This window comes from Rhodoplanes roseus (assembly GCF_003258865.1).
GTDB lineage: Bacteria > Pseudomonadota > Alphaproteobacteria > Rhizobiales > Xanthobacteraceae > Rhodoplanes > Rhodoplanes roseus.
On record NZ_NPEX01000120.1, the window covers coordinates 13438 to 17177 of the forward strand.

Genomic DNA, 3740 nt, shown 5'->3' on the forward strand with positions numbered 1-3740 from the left:
GGGCGGCCGCAGCGGCCGCCCGGCGCGACCAGGATATCGGACGTCATGACCTACGAGACCTTGATCATCGAGACAGCGGGACGCGTCGGCGTCATCCGGCTGAATCGGCCGAAGGCGCTGAACGCGCTGAATTCGACGCTGGCGGAAGAGCTCAGGGCGGCGTTCGCGGATTTCGATCGCACCGAGGAGATCGGCTGCGTCGTCATCACCGGCTCGGAGCGCGCCTTCGCGGCCGGTGCCGACATCAAGGAGATGCAGCCGCGCTCCTTCATCGACAACTTCAACGCCAACTACATGGCCAACTGGGACAGCCCGGCGCGCTCGCGCAAGCCGACCATCGCGGCGGTGGCGGGCTTCGCGCTCGGCGGCGGTTGTGAATTGGCCATGCAGTGCGACCTGATCATCGCGGCCGACAATGCGAAGTTCGGCCAGCCCGAGATCACGCTCGGCATCGTGCCCGGGCTCGGCGGCACCCAGCGGCTCACCCGCGCGCTCGGCAAGGCCAAGGCGATGGACCTCGTGCTGACCGGCCGCATGATGGACGCGGTCGAGGCGGAGCGTTGCGGTCTCGTCTCGCGCGTCGTGCCGCTCGCCGAGCTGATGGATGTCGCGATGAAGGCGGCCGAGACCATCGCGTCGATGTCGCTGCCGGCCGTGATGACCGCGAAGGAACTCGTGCAGCGCGCCCACGAGCTGCCGCTCGCCGAAGGCCTGCGCTTCGAGCGCCGCGCGTTTCACGCGCTGTTCGGAACGGACGGCCAGCGCGAGGGCATGCAGGCCTTCCTGGAGAAGCGCAAGCCGGAGTTCAACCAGCCGGCGAGCCCGCATCGCGAAGCCGCCGAATAGAACGGCCGCGCCCGCCGCCGTCTCTTGACGGTGGCCGGGCGCCGGCCGATTGCTCGAACACGTCCCGCCTCGTCCCGCCGTTCGGCGGCGGTCTTCTCAGGAGTGCAGCATGCGACCCTATTTCGAGCGGATGCCGGAGTTCGGAAAGGCTCTGAAGGAGAGCCGCCTGGCCCGCACGCGGGAGAGCCGGCAGGGTCTCGAATCCGTCGAGGCCGAGCTCGCCGCTCTGCGTGACGCCCGCCGCGAGGTCGGCCTGCCGACCGCCGAGATCAACAAGCGCGGCGGTCTCACGATCTGGCAGCGCCTCGGCTATCTGATCGATCCCGGCACCTGGCATCCGCTGCACAGCCTCTACGATCCGGAGGAGAACGTCGAAGGCACCACCAACGTGGTCGACGGGCTCGCCAAGATCGCCGGCCGCTGGGCCGTGGTGATCGGCTTCGACAACAAGGTGATGGCGGGCGCCTGGATCCCCGGCCAGTCCGAGAACATCCTCAAGGTCACGGATCTGGCCAAGCGGCTGCGCGTGCCGCTGGTGTGGCTGGTGAACTGCAGCGGCGTGAAGATGCCGGAGCAGGAGAAGTTCTACGGCGGCCGGCGCGGCAGCGGCACGCCGTTCTACCGCCACGCCGAGCTCGAGCAGCTCGGCATCCCGATCCTGGCCGGCGTCTACGGCACCAATCCGGCCGGCGGCGGCTATCAGGCGATCTCGCCGACCATCCTGATCGCCCACAAGGACGCCAACATCGCGGTCGGCGGCGTCGGCATCGTGTCCGGCATGGCGCCCAAGGGCGGCTTCGACGCCGCCGTGCTGGAGGAGCTGATCGCCAAGACGCGCACCATGCGCGAGCGTCCGCCCGGCAGCGTCGCGACGCATTTCGAGCACACCGGCTTCTTCACCCGCGTCTACGAGGAGGAGATCGGCGTCCTCGAAGGCATCAAGGACTACATGAAGATGCTGCCGGCCTACGATCCGGCGTTCTTCCGCGTGGCCGAGCCGGCCGAACCGCGCTTCCCGGCGACCGACCTCTATCATCTGCTGCCCTTCGACCAGGGCGAGACCTACTCGGTCGAGGACGTCCTGGCGCGCCTGGTCGACGGCAGCGAGACCATGGAGTTCCGGCCCGGCTACGGGCCCGAGGTGTTCACCGGCCTGGTCAAGATCGACGGCTTGCTGGTCGGCGTGATCGCCAACCGCCAGGGCGTTCTTCCGCGCGGCTATCCCGAATATGCCGACTATCCGGGCATCGGCGGCAAGCTGTACCGCCAGGGCCTGATCAAGATGAGCGAGTTCGTCACCCATTGCGGGCGCGACCGCGTGCCGATCGTGTGGCTGCAGGACACGACCGGCATCGACGTCGGCGACGTCGCCGAGCGGGCCGAGCTCCTCGGCCTCGGCCAGTCGCTGGTCTACTCCATCCAGGCGACCGACCTGCCGATGATGCTGGTGGTGCTGCGCAAGGGCTCCGCCGCCGCCCACTACATCATGGGCGGCCCGACCGCCAACCGGCAGAACGCCTTCACGCTCGGCACCGCGGCGACCGAGATCTACGTCATGCACGGCGAGACCGCGGCGGTGGCCAGCTACGCGCGGCGCGCCGTCAAGGACAAGGACGCCGGCAAGCCGCTGCAGCCGATCGCCGACAAGATGAACGAGATGGCGAAGCGCTATTACGACACGTCGCGCCCGGCCTGGTGCGCCAAGCACGGGCTGGTCGACGAGATCGTCGACCTCGGCAGCCTGCGCAGCTACCTCACCGCGTTCGCCGGCGCCGCCTACCAGAATCCCGGCTCGCTCTGCCCCCGCCACCAGATGCTGCTGCCGCGGCTGATCCGCGGCTGAGCGTCGCGGTCGCCGGGGGCGCTGCACGCCCAGGCTGTGGACAAGGGTCGGTTCCGCCGGCCCTTTCCTCCTGACTCGCTTGGCTTATCCGGATCGTGAGCCGGGTTGCACGCGGGTGCCGCAGTGCACCCGCGTTACCACCTTCAGGCGCATTTTAATGATTCATTAACCATCAGAATTTAAGCACGGTATCGGAATGTGTTAATCATGCTTCCTGATGTGATTCGTCAGGATTTCCGCGTCCGGCCCGGGGCCTTCCCGCTGCCGGGCGAGTGCTCGTACGGTTGTAATTATTTTCAAGCTGGAGACGGACCATGCCCACTGACTCGGCACCCCGCGGATACGATCGGATGTTCTGGACGCGTGCGCTCGGCGCCGTCCTCCTCGCGACCATTGCGGTCGGAAGCACGGCCGCCATGGCGGCGACCCCGGATGCCGCGCTGGTCGACGGCTCGCAGCGGCTGCTGATCGCCAGCGTGCTGGTGTTCGCCGCGATCGGCTTCGTCGGCTACCGCATGGCGGGCGGCTACATCGAGTCGCTCACCAAGCACGACGTCGAGATCGCGCCGGCCGCCAACGACGACCATCCGGCCGTCGCCACGGCCGTGGCCGCCCCGACCGTCGTCGTAGCCCCGATCACCCCGGTGGTGAGCGGCGTCGTCAGCCCGGTGCGCGGCCGCCTGGCCGCCGATCGCTTCGCCCGTCCGATCACGGTCGCCCCGAAGATCCCCGAGCCGCTGCCCGTGCAGGGTGTGCCGGTGCAGTCCCTGTTCATGCGTCCGGTGACGCCGAGCGGGGTCGCCAGCCGGGTCGAGCCGCGCCGCACCGCACCGACGCCGGTCACCAGCAGCGTGACGCCGCGCAGCGGGGTCGCGAGCCCGGTGACGGCCCGCAGCGGCCGCCCGTCGCCCGTGGTCAGCCCGGTGCAGCCGCGCCAGGCGGTCGAGCGGGTGGTCGCCCGCACGGCGCCGAGCCGTTCGGAGCCGGCCCGCGAGGCCGTCCGCGCCGAAGCGCCGGCCCGTCGCGAGACGGTGCGCACCGCCGTCGCCCC

At 69.6% G+C, this 3740-nt stretch carries 3 protein-coding genes; all 3 read left to right on the top strand.

Translation table 11 applies throughout. The features are described 5' to 3' along the window. Positions 1-45 precede the first annotated feature (45 nt). A complete protein-coding gene (locus CH341_RS17345; RefSeq protein WP_111420258.1) occupies positions 46-846 on the top strand; it encodes an enoyl-CoA hydratase in 801 nt (266 codons plus the stop codon). 109 nt (positions 847-955) lie between these two features. Beyond that, positions 956-2689, top strand: a complete 1734-nt coding sequence (locus CH341_RS17350) for an acyl-CoA carboxylase subunit beta (RefSeq protein WP_111420259.1) — start codon at positions 956-958, stop codon at positions 2687-2689. Between the two features lie 350 nt (positions 2690-3039). After that, a partial coding sequence (locus CH341_RS17355) for a hypothetical protein (protein WP_425376192.1) occupies positions 3040-3740 on the top strand: 701 nt, incomplete at its 3' end.

Excerpts from the sequence above, each read along its gene's own strand:
- CH341_RS17345 (WP_111420258.1), top strand. The coding sequence starts at position 46 with ATGACCTACGAGACCTTGATCATCGAGACAGCGGGACGCGTCGGCGTC.
- CH341_RS17350 (WP_111420259.1), top strand. The coding sequence starts at position 956 with ATGCGACCCTATTTCGAGCGGATGCCGGAGTTCGGAAAGGCTCTGAAG.